This window comes from Bdellovibrio sp. HCB2-146 (assembly GCF_047345725.1).
Taxonomy (GTDB): domain Bacteria; phylum Bdellovibrionota; class Bdellovibrionia; order Bdellovibrionales; family Bdellovibrionaceae; genus Bdellovibrio.
In genome coordinates this window covers 1,297,897-1,314,597 of the sequence record NZ_JBLEQP010000001.1, presented here as the reverse complement: position 1 = coordinate 1,314,597, position 16,701 = coordinate 1,297,897, and the positions used below count along the sequence as shown (strand labels likewise).

General features: G+C 45.1%; 13 protein-coding genes. 6 read left to right on the top strand and 7 right to left on the bottom strand.

All coding sequences use genetic code 11. The features are described 5' to 3' along the window. Positions 1 to 11: 11 nt before the first annotated feature. From priA to galU, 3 genes are read right to left on the bottom strand one after another with little or no spacing between them, the layout of a single operon-like run. Positions 12 to 2,054, bottom strand: coding sequence for a primosomal protein N' (gene priA / locus ACLWOR_RS06455; RefSeq protein WP_413939868.1), 2,043 nt, complete (start codon positions 2,052 to 2,054; stop codon positions 12 to 14). Next, positions 2,051 to 2,899, bottom strand: coding sequence for a hypothetical protein (locus ACLWOR_RS06450; protein ID WP_413939867.1), 849 nt, complete (start codon positions 2,897 to 2,899; stop codon positions 2,051 to 2,053). The genes priA and ACLWOR_RS06450 overlap by 4 nt, the downstream gene beginning before the upstream one ends. A 9-nt stretch (positions 2,900 to 2,908) precedes the next feature. Then, entirely contained in the window at positions 2,909 to 3,793 is an 885-nt protein-coding gene (gene galU / locus ACLWOR_RS06445) for a UTP--glucose-1-phosphate uridylyltransferase GalU (RefSeq protein WP_413939866.1), read from the bottom strand. 130 nt (positions 3,794 to 3,923) lie between these two features. Here galU and ACLWOR_RS06440 point away from each other — a divergent pair, with 130 nt between their 5' ends. Further along, entirely contained in the window at positions 3,924 to 5,198 is a 1,275-nt protein-coding gene (locus tag ACLWOR_RS06440; RefSeq protein WP_413939865.1) for a hypothetical protein, read from the top strand. On the opposite strand, the gene ACLWOR_RS06435 is transcribed toward ACLWOR_RS06440, so the two are convergent. Beyond that, entirely contained in the window at positions 5,195 to 6,301 is a 1,107-nt protein-coding gene (locus ACLWOR_RS06435; RefSeq protein ID WP_413939864.1) for a M23 family metallopeptidase, read from the bottom strand. The two genes, ACLWOR_RS06440 and ACLWOR_RS06435, sit on opposite strands and share 4 nt — an antisense overlap. Between ACLWOR_RS06435 and ACLWOR_RS06430 the strand changes: the two genes are divergently transcribed. Together ACLWOR_RS06430 and ACLWOR_RS06425 are read left to right on the top strand one after the other, a co-directional pair. Next, a complete protein-coding gene (locus ACLWOR_RS06430; protein ID WP_413939863.1) occupies positions 6,300 to 7,124 on the top strand; it encodes a hypothetical protein in 825 nt (274 codons plus the stop codon). The genes ACLWOR_RS06435 and ACLWOR_RS06430 overlap by 2 nt on opposite strands. 41 nt (positions 7,125 to 7,165) lie before the next feature. Then, positions 7,166 to 7,294 carry a hypothetical protein gene (locus ACLWOR_RS06425; protein WP_413939862.1) on the top strand — a complete coding sequence of 43 codons (129 nt, stop codon included), beginning with the start codon at positions 7,166 to 7,168 and terminating at the stop codon, positions 7,292 to 7,294. A gap of 97 nt (positions 7,295 to 7,391) precedes the next feature. On the opposite strand, the gene ACLWOR_RS06420 is transcribed toward ACLWOR_RS06425, so the two are convergent. Continuing rightward, positions 7,392 to 8,744 (bottom strand): TonB family protein, encoded by a 1,353-nt coding sequence (locus tag ACLWOR_RS06420; protein ID WP_413939861.1) that lies wholly within the window; start codon positions 8,742 to 8,744, stop codon positions 7,392 to 7,394. 245 nt (positions 8,745 to 8,989) lie between these two features. On the opposite strand from ACLWOR_RS06420, the gene ACLWOR_RS06415 reads away from it, so the two are divergent. Beyond that, positions 8,990 to 9,253, top strand: coding sequence for a KH domain-containing protein (locus ACLWOR_RS06415; protein WP_413939860.1), 264 nt, complete (start codon positions 8,990 to 8,992; stop codon positions 9,251 to 9,253). Here ACLWOR_RS06415 and nagZ read toward each other — a convergent pair. After that, a complete protein-coding gene (gene nagZ, locus ACLWOR_RS06410; protein ID WP_413939859.1) occupies positions 9,250 to 10,368 on the bottom strand; it encodes a beta-N-acetylhexosaminidase in 1,119 nt (372 codons plus the stop codon). The genes ACLWOR_RS06415 and nagZ overlap by 4 nt on opposite strands. Positions 10,369 to 10,373: 5 nt before the next feature. Next, on the bottom strand, positions 10,374 to 11,255 hold the full coding sequence (locus tag ACLWOR_RS06405) for a hypothetical protein (protein WP_413939858.1): 882 nt from the start codon (positions 11,253 to 11,255) through the stop codon (positions 10,374 to 10,376). Positions 11,256 to 11,376: 121 nt separating this feature from the next. On the opposite strand from ACLWOR_RS06405, the gene ACLWOR_RS06400 reads away from it, so the two are divergent. Both ACLWOR_RS06400 and ACLWOR_RS06395 read left to right on the top strand, forming a co-directional pair. Further along, positions 11,377 to 13,590 carry a Tad domain-containing protein gene (locus ACLWOR_RS06400; protein ID WP_413939857.1) on the top strand — a complete coding sequence of 738 codons (2,214 nt, stop codon included), beginning with the start codon at positions 11,377 to 11,379 and terminating at the stop codon, positions 13,588 to 13,590. 153 nt (positions 13,591 to 13,743) lie between these two features. Continuing rightward, complete coding sequence (locus ACLWOR_RS06395; protein WP_413939856.1) at positions 13,744 to 16,641, top strand: hypothetical protein; 2,898 nt, start codon at positions 13,744 to 13,746, stop codon at positions 16,639 to 16,641. The last annotated feature ends 60 nt before the right edge of the window (positions 16,642 to 16,701 follow it).

The following is a 16,701-nucleotide window of genomic DNA, read 5'->3' as shown; positions in this document are numbered from 1 at the left end:
AAGCTTAAAGTCTAAAGCAAACTCATTGGATCTATATCAATTAAAATCTTCACTCCTGAAGGAACCCAGGACTGATCTCCGAGGACTTGTCTTGAAAAGGGATTTACCACCGAGTTTTGTGAGGATTTTATCAAAAGGTGATAGCGGAACTGCCCACGAAGCTTTGCAAGTGCCGCTTCGGCCGGACCAAGGACCTCAATACTTGAATACTGTTGTGAGTATTGCTGCTTTAATGCGTGTGCACGTCTCGCCAAAAGTCCTGCTGTCTCTTCGACTTTTCCAAGATGAATTCCCTGAATTCGGAAACTGACGAGTCTTCCACATGGTGGATAATTTAGGGCGGCTCGCATTTGCAACTCATGTTTCGCGAATCCTTCGAAATCATGATTGCGTGCAAACGTGATGCTGTCGTGTTCGCAATTGAAAGTTTGAATGATCACGGCCCCCGGGCTTTCACCTTCTTTGACGTGACGGCCACTTCGACCGCTCATCTGCGTGATAAGTTGAAAACTTCTCTCTGTCGCACGGAAGTCAGGAAGATTAAAACCCACGTCAGCTAATACAAGTCCCACGAGTTTGAGTTTTGGAAAATCAAGTCCCTTGGCGATCATCTGTGTGCCCACCAAGATATCAATTTCACCGCTCTCCATTTGCGCAATCATTTCTTCAAGATCCGCGCGCGATTGTATTTCGTCGCGGTCGGCGCGTGTGACTTTTTTCCCAGGAAACAAACGAGTGAGATCGGTTTCTAAAAGCTCCGTGCCAAGACCAATCGCCTCAAGCTCGCCTTCTTTGCAATCAGGACATTTCACTTTGAAATTTTCGTGATAATCACAGTAATGACAGATCAAGTGCGAGTGCGCATGCAGGGTCAAAGAAATATCACAGTTCGGGCACTCACGTGTGTGACCACAAGCAGGACACACCACCATTTGCGCAACACCACGGCGATTTAAAAATAACGCGGACTGATCACCACGCTCCAGAGTTTCGCGCATGCGTTCATAAAGAGTGGGACTTAACCAAAATGGCAGATGAGAATATTTTTCGACGATAAGTTTTTGCTGATCATCATCAGCTTTTTGCTGGCGAAGATCGACAACTTCAATCTCTGGCATCGAACGGTTGGCCACACGATTTTTTAAATAGTGCAGGTGATAGCGACCTTCCGTCGCATTTTTCCACGTTTCCAGGCTTGGCGTTGCGGATCCCAAAATCACGGGGCAGCCGACGATTTTTCCCAACATCACAGCAGCATCGCGGCCATTGTATTTCAATTTCTCGTCTTGTTTAAAGCTTGGCTCATGCTCCTCATCGACAATAATTAAACCTAAATTGGGAACAGGGCAAAAAAGAGCAGAGCGAGCACCAATCAAAATCGATTTGCGACCCTCAACCACATCCCACCACTGATTTGTGCGCTCACGGTCTGTCAGCTGTGAATGCAAAGCTGCGATCTTGTCGCCAAAACGACGGGCAAAGCGTTGCACCAGCTGAGGTGTGAGGGAAATTTCCGGGACTAAAACAATCCCGCGCTTTCCTTCAGCTAAAACTTTTTCCAAAAGGCGAAGATAAACTTCAGTTTTTCCTGAACCCGTTACGCCGAATAACAAATGTGTAGAGAAATTTTTGTGCTGAGAAATCGTCTCGAAACTGGCAGCCTGCTCGGGAGTTAATTCCGGAGGAGTTTCCTGTGCCATTTGCGGAATGACCGGAGGACGCTTACTCTGCCTTTGTTTTTCCGTTTTTCTTAATGGTGGAAATGCAGATTGTACGACTTGTCCGATCGGATGAATGTAATACGTAGCAAGCCACTCCAACCATTTTACGAAATGATCGGGGAGTGGTTCGTATTCGTTATCAATTGAATCGATGGACTTGATTTCAAATTCAGGCTTTTCAAACACTTCACCCAGAACAAGGCCCTTGGTTTTTCTTCGTCCCAAGGGAACATTGACCAGTTGTCCGCGTTGCAGATCTTCAGAGAAATTGTAAGTCAACGGCTCAGAAAGGGGCGCATCAACAGCCACCTTCCAAAGACGAGATCCCGTCATCGAAACCTCGAGTAGAATTCTTGAACGGCCGCCTTAGCTGCTTTGCCTTCAAGTCCGTCCCATTTTGCCGGAGCATCCAAAGATGATGGTTGAAAAAGTCCTGACGCAGAAGCAGGGCGAGTGGACGCGCTGATCAAGCGAATATTTGCAGTCGAATTTCCCCAGCGAATTGTGCGGGAGCGGGGATAAGAAAGACCTTTTGCGTACTGGCTGTAGTTATCAGCCGTGACTTCAACACCCGAAGGCAAACGGAACTTACGAACAACGAATTGATCTTGTTCAATCCAAATTCCTGGATTTCCGTTTTCTTGTTCCGCCGGAGTTGGCGTGCCCAGAGCGTAATTCACAACACCACCTGTGCGCGAATAACGAACCCAAGATTCTGGATCGTATTTGAAATCCGCACCAGCACGCGCAAATGGTTTTCTGCTATAAGAGCCCGGAGGAATAATTTGAAAATGCGCTAAAGCGTTCGCGAAGATTTCAGGATTACGGAAGTTAAAAAATCTTTCTAGGAATTCGCTCGGAATGCTCTCGCTTTTACGAGTTCCGTTTTGCAAACTCCATTTTTGTCCACCGTTATAAATATTCTGCAAACGGAAGTTCAGATCTTTAGAGCCGCTCACAGCCAAGCGCATGGTGCGATCATTTTCAATCAACCAGGTCTCTTTCACGGTCAGAGTTTCTTCTCCTACTGTGAATTGCACCTCTTGTTCAATCGAATAAATTCCCGAACCAGAGTTCTCAGCTGTCTTTTGCAAAATAGAACGAGTTGGAATGATAGCAGCTTCGGCAGAAAGACCCACCAAGAAAGCAAGTAGTGTTAAAATCGAAACGGCCTTCATTCAAGCTCCCTATTTCAGGCTTTGCGCCAATTGAAGAATGTATTTCTTAAGTTCCGCACCGAGCTCAGGATTTTGCAAGCCCAGTTCGATGTTGGCCTGCAAGTATCCAAGCTTGTCACCGGCATCATAGCGTTGTGCTGTGAACGTCATCGCATTTAATCCGTGGCGCTGGCACAAAACCTTCATGCTATCTGTAAGCTGGATCTCACCATTCAGAGTTGGCTTCGCTTCTTTTAAGATATCCATGATGCGGTTATCGAAAACATAGCGGCCAGGCAGGGCCCAACGGCTTTGAGTTTCACTTGGTTTGGGTTTTTCGATTAATGAATTAACTTTAAAGAACCCGGTCGTTTTTTCTTCAACTTCGGCGATACCGTATTTCGAAACATCTTTTTCTTCGACTTTCATCACAGAAATTGTCGAAGTATTCGTTTCTTCAAAAGAGCGAACAAGTTGAGCTGTGACGTTAGGCTCGTTATGAAAGCCCATGGTGATTTCGTCACCCAAAAGAACCGCAAAAGGCTCTTTACCGATGATCGGAAGACCACTCAAAACCGCATGTCCCAGTCCGAGAGCATGTTTTTGGCGGATACTGATAACGTTGGCCATTTCGCGAATTTTGGTCACACGTTCTAAAAGTTTTTCTTTGCCATCTTTCGCCAAGCGATCTTCAAGCTCGTAAGAAGTATCAAAGAAATCTTCAATCGCGTGTTTACCGCGACCTGCAATCAAAACGATGTCTTCGATGCCGGCTTTCACGGCCTCTTCGACGACATAAAAAATGATGGGAGCATCCACGATTGTGAGCATTTCTTTAGGAACTGTTTTTGTCGCGGGTAGGAATCGAGTACCTAGACCTGCGGCTGGAATAATGGCTTTTTTTACTTTCGACATGGATCTATTGTTCTCAAACGTTTCATTCTAAGACAAGTGTTAATGAGGGTTGTCTCAACTCGGGATGTGGCCGTTTTTTTGATTTGGCACTGTCTGAGATGTGATAGGCTTGGAGTTGGGGGAAAATACCATGAAAGTGCGTTGGAGTAAGACGACATGGCGAGCCGTGAGCGGTATCGTGGCATCTCTTATCCTCATCTTTTCATTTCAGAACTGCGGCAAGGCGGGCTTTGATGCCAATCTTGACAGCTCTCTGGCAGATGCCGGTCTTTCTGATGCAGAACTCACTGCGAAATATGGTTCAACTCAAGGTGCAAAAGTAGCAGCAGCCCCATTTGCTTACGATGCGCGCTTTGACCAAATTGCCTATAACTCATGTGCAGAATCACACCTTGCAGGAAACGAAGCTTTCTTTTCCATTAAAGCAGGCGCGTACAGACCGGGAACTGGTGGCGTGAAAGTCCGTTCGGCATTTATTGATTACATTAATTCAAATTTCTACCCAATTTATCCCGCAACACAAATTTCAACAAATCAGTACAAAGAATATTTGGCTGATTCACCAGCAAACGCGAATGCAGTTCCGTCAATGGCCATTCGTGTGCGCAGCAGTTTGAATGACGTGTATGCGACTTCTAATACGGTGACATTGAATACTGACGTGATTCCAATGATTGGTTATTTGACTGATTCAGGAGTGATGGATTCATATGTTTCTGCAGCGATGCCATCGCCAACATACTTCCCATTTTCCGGTCAGTATAAAGTGATGGAAGCGACCATGAAACTGAACGCGAACGAAGGTTTGGCTCGCTCTTATCGTAACCTCATGATGAATGCAGGTGCTTTGACTTTGGCTTATATGCAAGACACCAGTCAGCCTTACAAGGTGCGCTCGCCTGCGGGAACCTCATCTACGTCGACCGCTCTCACAACAGCTTATGGTCGTGGATATCAATTTACCTTTGCGCAAATGAGTGGTGCGACTCAAGCCAATATTCCAACGAACACGGTTTACAGCATTCGTGAATACGATCTTGAAAATCCGAACAATGTCACGGCGACGTGGAATTGTTCTCGCAAATACATGATTGTTCGCTCTCAAGATGCCGCGACAGCATGTCCAAGTCATACCATCGGTGACTTGCAAAACGAAAGCATCCGCGCCGAGCTTGAAATTGTTCGCCGTCAGTTCCCAGCCGATCAGTGGGAGTTCAACGTGTCTCGCCGTTGTGCTGTTCCGAAAGGAAGCGTGTCTTGCTATAAAGAAGAAACTTATCAAGGAACTCCAGTGGGAGCGCAGTACGATCTAACAAAAGACTGCTTCCAGCCTTATGGAACTTATCTCGGCACAACGCCACTTGCTCGCTGTGCCCAATTTATCTCTGTGTGTTTGCGTCCCTAGTTCGTAGCGACGCGAGATTCTAACATTCGTTCAAAGTGGACAGGATACGCTTTGATGTAGTTAAGAGGGTCGACCATTCGGCCCTTTTTCTTTACCGCGAAATGTAAATGCGGGCGTGTGCAGTATCCGGTGCAACCGACTTCAGCAATATGCTCACCTGCTTTGATTTGCAAACCGACGCGTATATGACGATCAATTTTTCTTAAGTGATTATATGAAGTCTCCATGCCATTTGAATGCAAGAGCACAATGTAGTTTCCAGCGGCGCGATTGTGTCCATAACGAACCACGCGACCTGTGCGGGGAGCATAAACCGGCTCTCCTGTTGGCAATTCAAAGTCGACGCCTAAATGAGGCTGTACGCGACGAGTGATTGGATGGCGACGGTTGGGTTGAAATTGGCTGGCAATTTTCAAGTAATCAACTGGAGCATAAAACGGTTTTTCATCGAGCAGATCTTGTTCGTTAAAAAAGACACCGCCCCCTTTATGCCGAACAAAACGTTTTTGTAAGCGTTCGCCACCAATATCCAATGAAGTTTGCAGAACTTCACCGTATTTGATGAAATGGGGACCTAGATATTTTTTCTCAACGGTGAACCAGAAATGCGCCCCTCGCTGCAAACTTTTTTGTGCTCGCAATTCAAATGCGTAAGCATCCATAAAGCGAGATGCGACAAAGTTACTATTGAGTTTCGGCAAAATACTTCCCATCAAAGAGCCGTAAATACGCCCCTCAATTCGAACTGTGGTTGTTTTAAATTTTGGATCGTACTTATTGGCCACAACGCGAGAACCACGTTTAAAAATGCGGTAAGCATCAGCAGTCTGTGAATCAAACATCACGATTTCGGTTTCACCTTTGGCCGTGCGAACCAAATAGCGCGTATCGAGCGTGAGATAGAGATGGCGAAGACTCTGGTCTTGAGCAAGGACTTCTTGACGCTCTTTCTCTGAAAAACCGTGCTGACGAAGAATAGAAAGCAAATTATCGCCGACACGCACCGGTTTTAAAGTAAAGTTGTTGGCTCGGGCCTGGACTGGTTGATACGATGTGAGCGCAATAACGAACGCACTCACAATCATTGCGAGGTGAAAAAACATGCTCCATCCTTTGAGCTTCTTAGTTAAACTTCCTGTTTTACTACTGATCTATCTTAGCGCGAACGTGGCCCTCGCCCAAGTTTATAATTCCTCGATCTCCTCAGCAACCGGCGGAACTGGACGTGCGACCGTAGAAGCAGGTGACGCTTCTTTCTTGAATCCCGCAGCCTTGGTGCATTTGCGCGGAAGATATTTTTTTAGTTCGGTAGCTAAAGACGAATATGCGGTGACCTTGAGTGATAACACTTTGGAAAGTGCATTTCCTGCAGCATTTGGTTTTGTGCAACGTCAGAGTAAATTAAATCAAACAGATTTAGATCACAAAGACATGAGCTTCTCGGTTGCTGATTTCATCATGGATCGTTGGACGGTGGGAATCACGGGTCACTATGTGGAGCAGCGCCTTGGCGAAGAGTCGTACCACAAGGTAAACGGCGATATCGGTTTAGTTTACACTCCCCGGTCGTTTATTGGTGTGGGTTTGGTTGTTTATAATGTGATGGATGATAAAAGTGACATCCCAGAAGAGCTTAAAGCCAAAAGATCGGCTGGAGCCGGGTTCACCTATATCTATCGAAAATTTGCCCGAATGCGCTTGGATGCGACCACAGAATCGGAGTTTATGGCCGGGGTCGAAACCTACCTAAACCCCTTTATTGTCACGAGAATTGGGTATTCTGACGATACGGATGATGAGCGCCAGTTATTCACCGGCGGACTGGGTTTTAAAGGCCCTCGTTTTGCCCTGAACTACGCATATGAAGGAAATCCTCAGAATTCAGAGGATTACCGTCATTCGGTTGACTTCAGTGTTCCGTTTTGATAACTAACTCGCTCTGTTAAAAAAATCCCTGGGGGTAAGAAATGGCTTCTAAAACTAAAAAGACTGAGTACATCCGCGAAAAGAAAAAATCTACTAGCGGTAAAAAACGCAAAGCTACTCTTCGCAACAAAGGTACAACTAAGTCTGCTAAAGCACTTTTCAAAGACTAGTTCTTTTTAAAGCGTTTAAATTTCGTTTAAAACTAAAAAGCCTTTGGGATTTCCCAAAGGCTTTTTTAGCTTGTACGTTTTGAGATCGCAGATCGTATTAGTTCTGCGATACTTTGCTGCGGAGAAGTCCGCCGTCTTCTTGGGCTCCACCCTTTAAATCCCAACGGAATGGAAGTTCAACCCATCCTTCTTGTCCTGGATAGAAGCGCCATTTTTTAAGCGCGATCAAAGTTTTTGCGTCTAAATTTCTAAAGCCCGTTGATTTCAACATGCGGAATTGTGATGGGTGTCCTTCTTTAGAAATGTAAGCCACAAATACAACCGCACCTTGGTCACCACGCAAACGTTCTTGGCGTTCGTATTGGGGACGCGGGTTGCCTGGCATTTGACGAAGCTGATCTAAACTGCGCACACCTTGTGGAACTCCAGAAACCTGTTTGGAAGCGACATTGGCGTCACCGTTGTTACCGGCGCCAATACCTTCTTCAGTTCCGCGGCCCCCTCCATTACCACCGATTCCGGCAGCTTGTTTGGCGGCGGCTTCGCGCTCGGCTTTTTCACGAGCTTTTGCAAGAGCGGCTGCTTTTTCCGCGGCAAGAGCAGAAGCCACGGCTTGCGCATTCTTTTCACGAACGCGGTCTTGAAGAGCCGCGAGTTTATTTGCTTCATCTGCTGTTTCAGCTTCGGCAGAATCAAGTGCTTCGTTTTGTTCATCGCTCAAGGCAGCTGCCATCGCCGAAATGCTTTTTTCTTCGTTTTCGATTGCAGCTTTATGAGAAGCATCTGTCTTCGCGAAGTCTTCATTGAAGTCTTCGTTGAAATTAGATTCAACTTTAGTGTCTGCAAGCGCTCCGTTATCAAGTTCAGGAGCCGCGATATCATCAACAGTCATCGGCACAGCTTTGAAATCAGTTTTCTCAGCAACAGTTCCACCTTTTGGAGCGGCCGCAACTGAAGGAGTTGCTTTCACCGGTGCAGGAGCTTTTTCAGGAAGTTTTGCTGCAACAGGAGCTACGGTCGGAGCTTTCGCTGGAGCGATAACGTCATCTGGAGATCCAGCTTTTTCAAGCTCTTCTACTTTCGGAAGAGTTTCTTGTGCAATCTCTCCACCTTGAGTTGGTGGTGTGATGATACCTTTTGGAGCTGCTGTGAATTTCACTGGTGGAACATCTTCAATTTCAATTGTGATGGTGTCTGTTTTCACTTCTTCAACAAGTGGAACAGCCACAACAGCGACAAACAAAACAGCTGCCGCATGAAGTGCTGCAGATAAAGTTAAGAAGCGACCGGTTTTGGATTTTTCAGGGAGTTTTTGTGCCAATAACCAAGCGTTGTAATCATATGCGTCGCCTTTTGAAGACGAAACAAAATCTGCTTTAGGCATTTTATAATCAAACAAACTCAATTGATTGTTGTTTTGTTGCTGGTCTTTTTCTAAGTCAAAACCCATACAAACTCCTCTGGTACTAGAGGAGCATTATCAATTCCTGGGCCAGTTCCAACTCGTCTGCGAGCGCTTTAAGACATTGTGGTCGGGGAAAAATTTCATGTCTGACCAAAAAAGGTACGCCGTATCGAAGAGTCCTGATGTCACCAAGTGAAAGTGGTTATTTCTGAGTTTTGGCAAAATCTTATTGAGAGAACAGAAAAGCCATCACATTTTATCCACTAGTAAAGAGTGAGGTTATTGTTCCCATGGAAACAGGAATGGACGAAGTACGAAATCGTATTGCGAGTACATTGAAATCAGTTGTTGGTGAAATGACGGCTGGTAGTCACATTATCGAAGTCAGTTATGTTCAAGGTGAGAAAACGACGATCTATAAAATCTCGCTACCTCAAGAATACAGAGGAAAACTTATCGGAGCTGGCGGAAGAAATATTTCTTCACTCCGCCAAATCTTGACTGCGATGTCTGCTAATCACGGATTTCGCGCGATCATCGATCTTGTAGTCTAACCATGTTCTGGGAGGAGGCCATCAGGGATCTCTCCCTTGGCCACCGCCGCCGCGATCTTCAGATGCTCAGGATTTCCTACGACATTCAAAGCGTCCGTTAACGGTAAAGCTCCAAAGCTTGCGAGCTTCGCTTTTTTCACATCCAAAATTCTTTGATAGCTGTTTTGTAGGGTGTTTTTATCAAGCGATCCTTGCGCCACAGCTCCGAGCACGGCTTCAAGAGCTTGCGGTGGGACATTGGGTTCGTTGCAATATAAAAGTAAATCCACGCCGGCTTTAAGCGCGCGTACCGGGATTTCTTCAACACCGTAGTTGTCGGACATGGCTTTCATCCCGAGGTCGTCTGTGATCACCAATCCGCGATAGCGGAACTCATCGCGAATAATTTTTTGAATAAAGATCTCAGACAAAGTCACAGGCCATTCGGGATCGATGTTCGGGAACTTAATATGCGAAGTCATAATCATGTCAACGCGGGCCTTGCAGGCTTTTTTAAATGGAATCAATTCTAAGCTTTCAAGACGTGCTAGATCTGACTGCTCAACCGGTAGATCCAAGTGACTGTCGAGTAAAGTGTTGCCGTGACCTGGGAAGTGTTTCGCACAAGTCAAAACGCCGGATTTGATAAAACCACGGATGATGGCAGAAACGTGTTTGGCGACCATTTCAGGATCAGAGCTGATCGCGCGATCTCCGATCACAGTGTTAGCTGGATTGGTAAGAACATCCACGCTTGGAGCGAAATCAAGGTTGATACCGACGGCTTGCAGTTCCAAGCCCAAACGGTTTGCGAGATGGAAAGACACTGTAGGCGCATCTAGATCACCAAGTTTTTTAGCAGCTGGCCATTGCGTGAAGGGCGATTTCAAGCGGTGAACGCGGCCGCCTTCCATATCGATACCAATAAAGAGCGGAGCTTTGTCGGCCATCTTATGACGAAGAGATTGAATCTCATGGCAAAGTTCCCAAACTTGTTTGGGTTCAGCGACGTTGCGACCAAAAAGCACAACTCCGCCGATGTTATTGTCGACGATAAAACTTTTTTCTTCTTGTGTAAGAGTGTGACCAGAAATACCGATAAAAAAGTGCTGTCCAATAACGTGATTCATGCTCATGAGAACTAATTTCCTTTACCTTCTGTTTTATCAGGTTGAGCTTTGATAATGATGCCTTGCCCTTGTGGAACTCCCACTTCTTTCGAAGCTGGAGGGGCTTTTAGTTGATCCCTTTTTGATTTTTCAGATTCAGCAACGACGTTTCCAAGACCGGCGGGAATATTTCCGAAAAGTGTTTTCAGAATATTTGCGCTGTAGGGCTGATCCTTAGTTGCTTCTTCAGGAGAACCAACAAGTTTTGTTTCAATTCCCTGAGCGAGGGCGTTGGTGCCAAGAACTTGTCCCTGTTCATTAACGTAGCTTAAGAACTTCGTGTCTTTAAAAGTATTCAAGATTTTAAATACTTTGAAGCCGTTGAAAGTTTCTTCTTTTCCAACCAGAGCTTCACCTTTGTAGATGGCTGCATCTTCCTCAGCAATAGCTGAGTATTCATATTTGGTTTCAGATTTTAAGCCCTCTTTACTTTTTAGCATCAAGTAAACGAGGAAGGTTGAAAGGAAAGTCCCCTTAGGAATTTTCTTTTCAATTTTTTGAATTTTTCCACCTTGTTTCACATTTGCCGTCATCGTGCCGTTTTTAAAGCGGGCGTCGATGGTTTTGATCTCTTTGCCTGCTAAGCTTGTGTACTCATAGGAAATAGGGGCAAGCTCAGAATCGGCAACGGCTTTCACACTTTCGGTGATTTCCGAAGCTCCCTTGCCGGTTTTAAGAAAATACGTAGAAAGAAATTGTTTCTTTTTATTGTCAAACTCGTAGCGGCTGACGATATAGCCAATCTGAGCATCACCCGCGAGTACTTTGGAATACCCCTCGAAGAGAACATCCGCGTGAGCCGATGAGAGAGCACAAATAAATACTAAAACAAATGCGAAAAATCTACGGACCATGGTCGGGGTTTCCTCTCTGAGATCTTGGTACAAAGTCTGTCATCCCACTATAGAACAAGTCAAAGTTTTCGAGGTCGAGTTGTTGCGTCCTGTCCTCTGATACGAGACAATGTGCACAGACATGTTTAGTAATCGCAGCACCTTTTCTCAAATTACCAATCGCAAGGGTCAAGTCGCACTCTTTGTGGCTTTGATTTTTCAAATTCTATTTCTATTTTTCGCGATGGTGATTAATGTCGGTCTACTCGTGCATCATAAAATTAATCTGCAAAATTCTGTGGACCTTGCGGCCTATTACGGCGCGATGAAACAAGCAGAAGGAATGAACGCGATTGCGCATACGAATTATCAAATTCGCCAGAGTTATAAATTGCTCGCATGGCGCTATCGTATGATCGGAAGCGCGGGAGAATTCAGAGCGCATCCATACAGCAAATCCACACATCAGTTTCAGATGTCGACTGATGACATCGTGACCGATACACCGGGCCCACAAAAAAACTTTCAAGAAGCGCCGGCGTTTTGCATCACTTACGTTCCATTCAAAGGCATGCCGCCGAATGAAAATACATGTAAAGACATGGCTAATCGAAGCGGTATCACCGTGTTCAATGCTCCTCCATTAATTGCAGGTCACCAAGTTTTCTCTGGCGCCATCAGACGTGCTTCGGAAGTATGGAGAGACAATCTGACTCAACGTTGTAAGCTCGCGGGATCGTACAACTACTACATGCTGGGTAAATTCGTGGTTGCCTTCAACGTGGACCAAGGGGAGAGAATGTATTTGATTTCTCTTTTGTCTCAAGGTCTGAGTTATAAGCAAGACGACTTTTACGATATTGATGGATCTCTGGTCAGCGAAGGTATTGCCAATACACTTAAGAAAAATTTAACTAGTGCGAATAATAACTCCGACCTTGCATTCAAAGTTTACAACTCGCTAGGTGCAGATGGTTGTAATGCAATGGGCGGGGGTGATAAAGACTTGCCAGCGCAATGGTTAACACCGATTAAAATTTATCCTGGCTTTTCATATATCGACAACGAATGTCCTGATATGACCGGTGGCCGAATTAACACTGTTTCCAAAGAACTCACTGGAAACTTGAGTGATAAAAAAACGTCAGCACCGAACTATTGGGATGAAATGACGTTTGCGAATGATATCCGACAGCTCTCTGGTTTCATTGGTTATCGATCAAATTTGAATGACACGTACAACTTCTCTTTAGGTGTAGAGAAAAATCCTTGGTGCATGGCGTACGTCGGCGTTTCGGCGACGGCAAAACCAAAAATTCCATTCTCACCATTTGGTGGAGTCACCTTAAAAGCTCGCGCTTTTTATAAACCATTCGGGGGGCGCATCGGTCCTTGGTACAAAGAAACGTGGCCAAAAGGTTCGAAGTTCTCAAGCGTTGGCGACAAAATGGATAAGCTCGCGCCTCCGCGAGTGTCTGATATCGCGTCTTTGCAAACCGCCAATCAAAAAGAAGAAGAAAAAGCTGTTCGTGCTGTCAACCACAGCCGTTTTGTTGGCGATCGGTACGGTTTAAAAACGCTCAAGATGCTGGGCTTCTATGGTAAAGCAATTTACGAAATGGATCCAGGCTGGAGAAATATGTTTGCAACGGGCGCAAACGATTCTTACGTGACAAGTTCAGATCTTTACGAAGGGTCGACGGCTCCGAACTTTGCTGATTGGGACGATATTCCGTTTAACTTCTCTAAAGGTTCAGGGGATATTCTGGCGTGGGATTCGGCGACCAATGCTCCGTCAAAAATGCGCAACCTTGAGTTGATGGCGGTTCTCCCAGATCCATTTGATATGGCTTATTACTCGATTGAACCTGATTTTTATCGCAACTACTATACGCGCATCCGTGATGGTTTCTTAGCGGGTCCAGGTAAGGCTTTTGTTGCTTCGGGAAAAGTTCTTCGCCCTGATATCGGTTATCACAAAGGATTTAAATCCGGTCAGTACAATCTGGAAGAGTTCAGTATCAAAGATCAATACCGAGCGATTTCTGACTCTGGTATGCAAGACGTGGTGGAAAAGGAATTCACTTTCCTCAGCAAAGATTGGCGCAACGTTTTGACTGGCTGGGTGGGTAAAGATCTTTTGGATTATTCACTTGATACACAGAGATTTGGAAAATGTTTAGATTCTGAAGAGCCAAATCCAGCCACAGCAGGAAACTGTGTGGTGGGTGGAACAACTGGTTATTCTGTGAAAATGGTTTCTTCGTCTTATCTTCGCTCGGAAATTCGCAATCTCGGTGGTGAGGGTGCCAGTGGCACAATTATCAATCCTCCGCCAGATGACAATGAGTTCTAAAGCTGTCTCATTTTGAAACGTTGAGTTTGTTGACAGGCCCGTGACCAAAATGGGTTCACCGCTGGCAAATCATTACCATCTCGAATTAAACCCCCGAGAATAGGCCCAAGCCTTGCTCTTATTCCATTTGAGACATTTTCAGATGGAGAGAACATGCTGAATGCAAAGCAAATCATTTGTAGTTTTCTAGCGGTTGTTATGACGACCTCGTCAGCATTTAGCGCAACGTCTCTGACGGCTTCATCTCAGGGTTACATGCCGACTTTGCAAAAGATTGGTGAGAACTCATATAAGTACACGGAAGCAAAAGCTGAAATTAAATTTGATGTCACAGACCCACAAGTCGTTAAACAACGTATTCAAGAAATGATGAGTGCGGTTGAAGGAACTCAGCAAACAAAAGGCAAACAAAGCAAACTCTTAGGTGCAGCCACGCACACTCTTAAAGCTTATCCCATGGAATCTCTTTACTTCTTTCTAGGTATGGGAGCTGTGGCATTTGGACAATTGGTTCTTAATAACTCACACAATCCAGTAGGTCTTCAACAACACATTGAGCATTCTTTGTCGCCAATGGGAATGGCGGGTTTTGCAGTATTCATGTACTTCAATAATTTGACGTCAACTCAGCTCATGACGATGACAAACAATCCTGCTTTCATGAAGTACGTTCCGTATTTGGGAATGACAGCGGGTTTCTTGGCGCAAAGTATTTTCTCTCATGTCGCGGGTGATCCGAACATCAAGGCTTGTGTACTCAAAAAGCCAGTGACTGAAAAAGACAAAGAAGCCGGCGTCGATGAAAAGCCATGTGTGAAAGCGATGGAAAATTTCGCTGATTTAAGATTAGCACCGTCTCTGACTTCGATGCTTCTTTCAACTCTCTTGGCTGCGAAAGCAGAGAAGCTTGTTAAAGCAGGTTTCAGTATGGGTAAAAGCGGACTCTTAAAATTAAGAGGCGTTGATGTGGCTTTAACTCTTGCTCCAGGTAAAGTTCAAGTCTCTGCAGTTCGTGCGGTTCTGGTTCACGGCCTAGGTAAAGTAGCGCAAATCACAGCCTTTGTTCAAATCGACGAATGGTTAAATCGCATTGTGACTTATGCATGGAAGAACTTTTTTGACGGCAGTGATTTCTACGACATCAATAATTCCATTGTTGAGCGTTTGAATTACCTTAAGACGACAAACTGGGTTGAGCCAAAAGCAGAACCTTTCTTGCCAAATCTTTTACCAAAAGAATTTTCCGAGTGGATTGCTAAAGATCGCACATTGGAAGATCGCCTTAAGTACTTCCAAAAACGTATGACTGACTGGCGCATGACGAACTTGGCAGACGTTTATGAAGCTCATCAAAACTGGAACATGCATTTGCAACAGTTGACAGGAAAATATGCTTCCAGCCACGAGTTCTATACGCAAATCATCAACGCCATTCGCACGTCTCGCTTTGATCTTGGTTATGTAAAGCCATTGGAGATTCCATATCCACTTACAGGTCTAAAAGCATACAACGTGCGCCCGGAAGCGTACGATGCCATGGTCACACATCCTAAAATGTTTGAAGGTTATCAACGCGACAATTTGAAATTTATCGCGCGCTTGATGCAACCGGGTGCGATTCTGAATCCGAATTATATCACTGAAAACTTTGAGGATGCGGATGAGGCTTCGGCTTACATCCAGTTCGGGGCTCTTTTAAATGACCTTGAAGTTAAAGACAAAAAGAAGATGGCAAAGTTCCATCAAATGATCACAAGCACAGATGATAAAGTCGTGGCAAGAGCGCTCTACAATCTTCGCCAAGAAATGGCTCCCGCAATGCGCAACCCTGAAGATGCATATTCGCGAGTGATTTTGGCGTTAATTAATATTTTGGGTGCGCCATCTCCTCAGATGGAGCCAGGCCGTGGTTACGTCATGGGATTCCAATTTGCTCCATCGACACAAAAGTTTGTATCAGGCCTTGAGTTTAGAAAAGGTTCCAGCATGTTTGGAGCAAATATGTTGGTGGATCATTATCTTATGCAGATGGTGTGTGGACCTGATATCACAAACGGCGACGCTTTGGTCGAAGAAACAACAGGTTTTCCTTCGAACTTTAGAGCTCCAATGATTCGTCCGGCGAAACACAAGTTTGATAATGAGTGCAACTCCACAAAAGCTTATATGACTTCGGATTCAATTTACACTTATAAGATTTCTCAAGATGGCAAAACATACCGTGGTTTCTTGAACTATATTCGTGAGACCGCGCGTGCCTCTATCGTCGGTCATAAAGAGAATTCAAACTTCCAAAATTGGTGGGATTTCTACACGACAAAACAAATGAAGTCGGCGTTTGATGCCTTTGGTGTTCGCTACGATGAAATTGTCGTGAAGTTGGTGCGCTCGCTTTATTATCAACGCGAAGAAGGATTCTTTAACTCTGTCTATAACAAACTTGGTTTAAACCAAAACGGCAGAAACTCTTTGAATCAAGGTCCGGTTGGTAACGGAGCTTTGCAGGCTATGTTCCAAGAAGAGCGCATGTACCTTGCGATCCTTGAGGAAATCATGTTCCCGAAACGCTCTTTTGATTTCTCTCTTGAAACAGCGTTAGAGCGTAAACTTCAAGTTCCTGAAGTTCGTGAGATTGAGAAAAATATGATCGGCCTATCTGACCTTCTTAAGAAGATTCAGATTAAAGAAATTGGTGGCCGTGAGCGTATCGAGAGTTCGTTGATGAACGACGAACTTGAGTCTCAAGTTGAGACGATTCAAAAATCGCTTCATACGGTTAAATTGCAATTGGGCCTAGTTGGTGGTGAAGGTGATATCCCAGTGATGGTGCGTGCGCTGAACGACAATCAAAAGGCCGTGGCCAAGGTGGCTCTGGATTCACTCAGTAAGCTTGCAGATGAAATGGCGAATTATGGCCGTATCGCAAATGCGGTGAGCTGGAACAAGATTTATGATGATGAAACGAAGTCTGTTTCACAAACGAAGTCTAATCCTGAGACAGAAAAAGCCCTTAGAAATTCAGGGCGTATGACGGCGCCAGCGGGTCAATAACCCCTGGATCCTTGGAACGAGTTTTGAAGTAATTAGAAATTGAAAGATTTAAACCTACGG

Bases quoted from the DNA above. Each gene is read 5' to 3' on its own strand.
- priA (WP_413939868.1), bottom strand. From the start codon at position 2,054: ATGACGGGATCTCGTCTTTGGAAGGTGGCTGTTGATGCGCCCCTTTCT.
- ACLWOR_RS06450 (WP_413939867.1), bottom strand. From the start codon at position 2,899: ATGAAGGCCGTTTCGATTTTAACACTACTTGCTTTCTTGGTGGGTCTT.
- galU (WP_413939866.1), bottom strand. From the start codon at position 3,793: ATGTCGAAAGTAAAAAAAGCCATTATTCCAGCCGCAGGTCTAGGTACT.
- ACLWOR_RS06440 (WP_413939865.1), top strand. From the start codon at position 3,924: ATGAAAGTGCGTTGGAGTAAGACGACATGGCGAGCCGTGAGCGGTATC.
- ACLWOR_RS06430 (WP_413939863.1), top strand. From the start codon at position 6,300: ATGCTCCATCCTTTGAGCTTCTTAGTTAAACTTCCTGTTTTACTACTG.
- ACLWOR_RS06435 (WP_413939864.1), bottom strand. From the start codon at position 6,301: ATGTTTTTTCACCTCGCAATGATTGTGAGTGCGTTCGTTATTGCGCTC.
- ACLWOR_RS06425 (WP_413939862.1), top strand. From the start codon at position 7,166: ATGGCTTCTAAAACTAAAAAGACTGAGTACATCCGCGAAAAGAAAAAA.
- ACLWOR_RS06420 (WP_413939861.1), bottom strand. From the start codon at position 8,744: ATGGGTTTTGACTTAGAAAAAGACCAGCAACAAAACAACAATCAATTG.
- ACLWOR_RS06415 (WP_413939860.1), top strand. From the start codon at position 8,990: ATGGAAACAGGAATGGACGAAGTACGAAATCGTATTGCGAGTACATTG.
- nagZ (WP_413939859.1), bottom strand. From the start codon at position 10,368: ATGAGCATGAATCACGTTATTGGACAGCACTTTTTTATCGGTATTTCT.
- ACLWOR_RS06405 (WP_413939858.1), bottom strand. From the start codon at position 11,255: ATGGTCCGTAGATTTTTCGCATTTGTTTTAGTATTTATTTGTGCTCTC.
- ACLWOR_RS06400 (WP_413939857.1), top strand. From the start codon at position 11,377: ATGTTTAGTAATCGCAGCACCTTTTCTCAAATTACCAATCGCAAGGGT.
- ACLWOR_RS06395 (WP_413939856.1), top strand. From the start codon at position 13,744: ATGCTGAATGCAAAGCAAATCATTTGTAGTTTTCTAGCGGTTGTTATG.